The organism is Micromonospora sp. NPDC002411, from assembly GCF_053592955.1.
The window spans coordinates 1-6,299 of sequence record NZ_JBSFBM010000367.1 but is presented as its reverse complement, the minus strand read 5'-3'; the positions used below and the strand labels follow the sequence as shown (position 1 = coordinate 6,299).

Sequence of the window (6,299 nt, the reverse complement as noted above, 5' to 3'; positions counted from 1 at the left end):
GGGTGAGGGCGGCGTGTGTCGCCCCGGCGTCGGCGGTCACGCGGCGGCCCGCCGGGGCAGCGCGTGCCGCAGCACCGTGGCGGCCTCCTGGAGGGCCCGGACCGGGTCGCCGCGCAACCGACACTCCAGTGCGAGCCAACCCCGGTAGTCCAGCTCCAGCAGGGTCCGCACCAGCGCCGGCCAGTCCAGGTGCCCCGCGCCCGGCTGGTACCGGTTGGAGTCGCTGACCTGTACGTGCCCGAGGTAGGGCGCGGCGGCGCGCAGGGCACGGTGCACGTCGTCCTCCTCGATGTTCATGTGGAACGTGTCGGCGACGACCCGGACCGAGGGCAGTGCGAGTGCGGCGCAGAGCCCGACCGCCTCATCGAGACGGTTGACCATGTGGTCCTCGTACCGGTTGAGGGGCTCCAGGAAGAGGGTGACGCCCTCGGCCTGGGCGTGCTCACCCAGCTCGCCGAGGGCGTCGAGGAGAACCTGCCGGTCGCCGGCGGGCGGGCGGGGCGGCTCGAACGGCGGTAGCCGCCGGGAGAACATCCCCCAGGATGCCGGGGTCATCACCCCGACACCGCCCAGCTCGGCGATCACCGAGAGCTGGGAGCGCAGGTTGCGGACAGCGTCGGCGGAACGGTCGCTGTCGAAGTCGCCGATGAAGTGGTCCATCTCGACGCAGACGGTGGGCATCACCACTCCGGCGGCGCGGGCCCGACGCAGCTCCGGCAGACGGCGGGCGAACGCGAGGTCGCCACGTCCGCGTAGTTCGATGCCCTGGTAGCCGAGGGCGGTCGCGAGGGCGTACTTCTGGATCAGGTTGGTGCCCGGCAGGAGTTGTTCCTGGCAGGCCAGCGCGATGGTGGTCATCTAGAACCTCAGCACCACTTGGAGGACGTCACCGGCGCCGCGGTCGAGCAGCGCGAGGGCGTCGGCGACGGCGCTGGCGTCGACGATGTGGCTGACCAGCGGCAACGGATCGACGCTGCGGTCGGCCACCAGGTCCATGAAGGTCTGCGCGACCCGGTCCCCGGTCCACCGCCCGGCCATGCTCGGCGCGGGGGTGGGCCCGGAGACCTGGGCGGCCACCAACTGGATGCGGTTGTGGTGGAACTCCTCGCCGAGGCCGAGCGCGTCGGCCTGGCCCTGGTAGAAACCGGCGGCGACGACCCGTCCGGCGTGTGCGGTGGATCGGATCGCCTCGTGCAACGCCGGGTACGCGCCGGACAACTCCAGGCAGACGTCCGCGCCCCGGCCGTCGGTGGCCCGGCGCAGCGCGGCGGCGGCGGACTCGGCGCGGGCGTCCACCGTGGAAGCGGCACCGTATCGGGCGGCGTGTTCCAGCCGGTCGGGCACCGGGTCGACGGCCACCACCCGGGCCCCGGAGAGCACCGCGAGTCGGGTGGCGAGCAGGCCGATGACGCCCTGCCCGAAGACACCTACCCAGTCGCCGAGGTGCAGGTCGCCGGCGAGCACGGCGGTCAGGGCGATGGCGCCGGGCCGGGCGAAGACCGCGGCGAGCGGGTCCAGCCCGGCGGGGAGCGGACGGACCGCCTCGGCGACGAGCACGGCCTCGGCCCGGTGCCCCCAGATGCCCCAGACCAGTTGCCCCGGGTGCCGGTCGGTGACCTCCGGCGCCACCTCGACGATCTCGCCGACCTCCTCGTAGCCGAAGCCGATCAGCGGGTAGGGCACCGGTGTCTGTCGGGGGACGAACATCCGGGCCGCGTCGTCCCAGTCCTTGCTGAGCCGGGGATTGCTGCCCCGGTAGAGGGTCAGCTCGGTGCCGGCGGAAATGCCCGAGTAGCAGGTGCGCACACGAACCTGGCCGGGGCCGAGCGGATCTGGGGGGCAGGGCTCGAGGCTGATCCGTCGAGGCCCGGCGAGAGAGACCACCCAGTTGCCCATGTGTCACATCCCGGTAGCACTGGGCTCCAGGATAGCAAAAAATCGCCATATGTCTTGTCATTGATCAATCGAAGGCGTTGAATCCGTCATGTACCCTTCGAGAGGAGTGCCACCGATGTCAGCACCTCCGAGGCGGATACTCGCCACCACAGTGATCCTGGCACTGACCACATCCACCCTGCTGGCCTGCGGAGACGACGGATCCGACAGCAACAGCAAAAAGATCACCGTTTGGAGCCTGGAGGACGTCGCCGACCGCGTCACCGCCACCAAGGCGATCATCGCGGACTTCACCGCCAAGACCGGCATCCAGGTCGACCTGGTCACCGTCAACGAGGACCAGTTCCCCTCGCTGATCGCCGCAAACGCCGCCGCCGGTGACCTGCCCGACGTGGTCGGCTCGGTCTCCCTCGCCGGCATCCGTACGCTCGCCGGCAACGAGCTGCTGCACGCCTCGGCGAACGCGGAGGTCGTCGACAAGCTGGGCCGGCAGACGTTCTCGCCCCGGGCGCTGGAGCTCACCTCCGACGACGGCACACAGCTCTCCGTGCCCAGCGATGGGTGGGGGCAGCTGCTCGTCTACCGCAAGGACCTGTTCGCCGCCGCCAACCTGCCCGCCCCGGACACGTACGAGCGGATCACCGCCGCAGCGGCGGCGCTGAACACCGGCGGCGTCGCCGGGATCACCGCGGCGACCGCGCCCAGCGACGTGTTCACCCAGCAGACGTTCGAGCACCTGGCGCTGGCCAACGGCTGTCAGCTCACCGACAACTCGGGAAAGATCACCCTGGATTCGCCCCAGTGCGTCGAGGCGTTCCGCTTCTACGGCGACCTCATCCGCACCAGCTCGGTGAAGGGCGCACAGGACGTAGACACCACCCGGGCCACCTACTTCGCCGGCAAGGCGGCCATGGTGATCTGGTCGCCGTTCATCCTCGACGAGCTGGCCGGGCTGCGCAACGACGCCAAGCCGACCTGCCCACAGTGCCAGACCGACCCCGGTTTCCTCGCGAAGAACAGCGGGTTCGTCACCGCGATCAAAGGCCCGAACGGCACCGAGCCGGCCCAGTACGGAGAGATCAGCTCCTGGGCCGTGCTGGACGGCGCGGTGACCGACCCGGCGAAGTCCTTCGTGGAGTACATGCTCGACGACGGCTACCCGCGCTGGTTCGGCATGTCCCCCGAGGGCCGCTTCCCGGTCCGCAAGGGCACCCCCGCCGAGCCGGAGGCGTTCCTGACGGCCTGGAACACCAGCCAGGCCGGCGTGGACGCGAAGAAGCCCCTCGCCGACGTGTACGGCGACGAGGTGCTGGCCACGCTGCGCCGCAGCCCGGACACCTTCGGCCGGTGGGGGCTCAGCCAGGGGCAGGGCAAGCTGGTCGGCGCCATGCTCGGGGAGTTGCCCGTGCCCAAGGTGCTGGGCGACCTCGTCTCCGGCAAGTCCGACGCGGCAGCCGCCGCCAACCGCGCCAAGAAGGACGTGGACGCGATCAAGGCCGGCGTCAATTGACCACGACCGCGCCCGGCCCCGGCCGCTCCCCCACCCGGGAGCGGCCGGGGCGGGCCCGCCGCCGACCGATGACCCTGCGCCGCCGCGAGTCCCGTGCCGGGCTCGGGCTGGTCGCACCGACTTTGCTCGTCACGATCGCCGTGATCGGCATCCCGATCGTGTGGACAGTGGTGCTCGCCTTCCAGCGGGTCCGGCTCGCCACGCTGCGCAAGACCGGCCTGTTCGGCGAGTTCACCATGGACAACATCGACCGGGTGCTGCACACCCCCGGGTTCGCCGACACGCTCTGGATCACAGTGGTCTACAGCATCGGCGGCACCGTGGGGTCGATAGTGCTCGGCCTGGTCGCCGCGCTGGTGGTCCGTCGGCCGTTTCGGGGCCGCACCCTGGTGCGGGCGTCCATGCTGCTGCCGTACGTGGCGCCGGTGGTCGCGGTGACCTTCGTCTGGCAGGTGATGCTCGACCCGCAGCTCGGCATCGTCAACGCGTGGGGTCAGCGGCTGCTCGGCTGGGACGCTCCGGTGCCGTTCCTGTCCCAGGAGTCGACAGCGCTGACCACCGTGATCGTGTTCGAGGCGTGGCGGTACTTCCCGTTCGCCTTCCTGTTCCTGCTGGCCCGGCTCCAGGCGGTGTCCGGTGAGTTGGAGGAGGCCGCCCGCGTCGACGGGGCCACCCCCACCCAGCGGTTCCGGCACATCCTGCTGCCCCAACTGCTGCCGGTGATCGCCCTGCTGGGCGTCCTGCGCTTCATCATGACGTTCAACAAGTTCGACGACGTCTACCTGCTCACCGGCGGCGCGGCGGGCACCGAGGTGGTCAGCGTGCGGGTGTACGAGTTCCTCACCGCCCGTACCGACATCGGCGCGGCGGCCGCGCAGGCGGTCGTGCTGGCCGTGGTCCTCATCGTGTTCGTGCTGATCTACCTGCGCTTCTTCGGACGGAGGGTGAGCTGATGGACCGGGACGTCATCGAGACGGTGAGCCTGCGCTGGCTGCGCCGCCTGGTGATCGCCGCGTTCCTGGTGGTCACCGTCTTCCCCTTCTACTACATGCTGGTGCTCTCGGTGCGGCCCATCGAGCGTCTGCTGCTCGACCCGGGCGCGCTGGTGGTCGGCTTCGGTGAGCTGACCGTGGCCACGTACGCCGAGGTCCTCAGGGCCACCGACGACGGCGGCCAGGGATTCCTGACCTTCATCCGCAACAGCGGGCTGGTCGCGGTCGCGGCGACCGTGCTCACCCTGCTGGTGGCGATCCCCGGCGCGTACGCGGTGGCCCGGCTGCGGTTCTTCGGCCGGCGGCAGGTCGACTTCCTGTTCCTCGCTGTCTACCTGTTCCCGTCGATCGTCATCGCGATCCCCCTGTTCGTGGTCTTCACCCAGGCCGGGCTGCGCGGCTCGCTGTTCGGTCTGGTGCTCGTCTACATCTCGCAGACGTTGCCGGTGTCGGTCTACATGTTGAAGAACTACTTCGAGACGATCCCGGTCAGTCTGGAGGAGTCCGCCGCCATCGACGGCGCCGGTCGGCTGGGCATCATCCGACGGGTCAGCCTGCCCCTCGCCGCACCGTCGATCATGGCGGTCGCCCTGTACGACTTCATGATCGCCTGGAACGAGTTCCTCTTCGCCCTGCTGTTCCTCGTCGACAAGCCCAACCGGTGGACGGTGTCGCTGGGGTTGTCCCTGCTCGCCGACGGGGTGGAGGTCCCCAAGACGGTGCTGATGGCCGGGTCGGTAGTGCTCACCCTGCCCATCGTGATCCTCTTCTTCGCCAGCGAGCGACTCCTCACCGAGGGGCTGACCAGCGGCGCGGAGAAGGGATGATCGGGTCCCCCGCCGCTCCCCCACCGGCCCGGTTACGGTGGCCACATGGCCAACCCGACCCGCTGGGCGACCGACACCGGCCCCGAGCACTCACAGTGGTACATCGACCGGTTCCGCAAGCTGGCCGCCGAGGGAGCGGACCTGGCCGGCGAGGCCCGCCTGGTCGACACCCTGGTGGCGCCCGGCTCCCGGATCCTCGACGCCGGCAGCGGCACCGGCCGGGTCGGTGCCGCGCTGGCGCAGCGTGGGCACACGGTGGTGGGGGTCGACGCCGACCCGGCGCTGGTGGCGGCGGCCCGCGCCGACTATCCGGGCCCGACGTGGCTGGTCGCCGACCTCGCCGAGCTGGATCTGCCCGCGCTGGGTGAGACGGAGCCGTTCGACGCGGCGGTGCTGGCCGGCAACGTCCTCGCCTTCGTCGCCGTCGGCACCGAACCGGAGGTGCTGCGCCGCGTCGCCGGCCACCTGCGACCGGACGGAGTGCTGACCGTGGGCTTCGGCACCGAACGGGGCTACCCGCTGACCGCGTTCGACGCCGACGCGGTGGCCGCCGGGCTGCGCGTGGAGCACCGCTTCGCGACCTGGGACCTGCGCCCGTGGCGCGACGACGCCCCGTTCGCGGTCACCATCCTGCGCCGTCCGGCCGACTGACAGCCTCAGTCTCCGGCGGCGACGGCCCGGGCGGCGGCCGGGTCCAGGGTCGCGCCGGCCGGCACCAGGCTGACCAGACCGGCCGGCAACCGCAACGGACGGACACCGCCGTAGCCGAGCATCGGCAGCACTTCACGGTCGGCCAGCACGTACCGCCGGCCCAGGTCGGTGACCACCGAGACCGCGCCGCCGGTCGCACCGCCGGCCAGCCCGCGGCAACAGTGGACCGCCGGCTCCGAGATCCCGCCGATGTGGTGCCGCTGCCTGGCGACAGTGTTCCGCCACCGATTCAGGGACACCGCCCATCTGGATCGGACCGGCGGTACGCCGAGGCCGCCCGCGAGTTGATCGAGCGCCTTCGCCAGCCGATGGGCTCACGGCCGCGTCCGGGCAGATAGTAAGAGCAACACATCTTAACTCCAG

General features: G+C 71.0%; 6 protein-coding genes and 1 pseudogene. 4 read left to right on the top strand and 3 right to left on the bottom strand.

Features of this window, described 5'->3' with window-relative positions:
• Positions 1-36: 36 nt before the first annotated feature.
• Together ACWCO3_RS29750 and ACWCO3_RS29745 are read right to left on the bottom strand one after the other, a co-directional pair.
• Positions 37-858 carry a sugar phosphate isomerase/epimerase family protein gene (locus tag ACWCO3_RS29750; protein WP_145782761.1) on the bottom strand — a complete coding sequence of 274 codons (822 nt, stop codon included), beginning with the start codon at positions 856-858 and terminating at the stop codon, positions 37-39.
• Entirely contained in the window at positions 859-1,896 is a 1,038-nt protein-coding gene (locus tag ACWCO3_RS29745; protein ID WP_450013196.1) for a zinc-binding dehydrogenase, read from the bottom strand.
• Between the two features lie 115 nt (positions 1,897-2,011).
• Between ACWCO3_RS29745 and ACWCO3_RS29740 the strand changes: the two genes are divergently transcribed.
• From ACWCO3_RS29740 to ACWCO3_RS29725, 4 genes are read left to right on the top strand one after another with little or no spacing between them, the layout of a single operon-like run.
• Positions 2,012-3,406, top strand: coding sequence for an ABC transporter substrate-binding protein (locus ACWCO3_RS29740; protein ID WP_145782765.1), 1,395 nt, complete (start codon positions 2,012-2,014; stop codon positions 3,404-3,406).
• Positions 3,403-4,359, top strand: coding sequence for a carbohydrate ABC transporter permease (locus ACWCO3_RS29735; RefSeq protein ID WP_145782767.1), 957 nt, complete (start codon positions 3,403-3,405; stop codon positions 4,357-4,359). Before ACWCO3_RS29740 ends, ACWCO3_RS29735 begins: the two co-directional genes overlap by 4 nt.
• Positions 4,359-5,225, top strand: a complete 867-nt coding sequence (locus ACWCO3_RS29730; RefSeq protein ID WP_450013193.1) for a carbohydrate ABC transporter permease — start codon at positions 4,359-4,361, stop codon at positions 5,223-5,225. Before ACWCO3_RS29735 ends, ACWCO3_RS29730 begins: the two co-directional genes overlap by 1 nt.
• Positions 5,226-5,270: 45 nt before the next feature.
• Complete coding sequence (locus ACWCO3_RS29725) at positions 5,271-5,876, top strand: class I SAM-dependent methyltransferase (RefSeq protein WP_377619514.1); 606 nt, start codon at positions 5,271-5,273, stop codon at positions 5,874-5,876.
• 5 nt (positions 5,877-5,881) lie between these two features.
• Here ACWCO3_RS29725 and ACWCO3_RS29720 read toward each other — a convergent pair.
• Positions 5,882-6,076 (bottom strand): annotated as a pseudogene (locus ACWCO3_RS29720) (type VII secretion protein EccB); the annotation flags it as partial.
• Positions 6,077-6,299 lie beyond the last annotated feature (223 nt).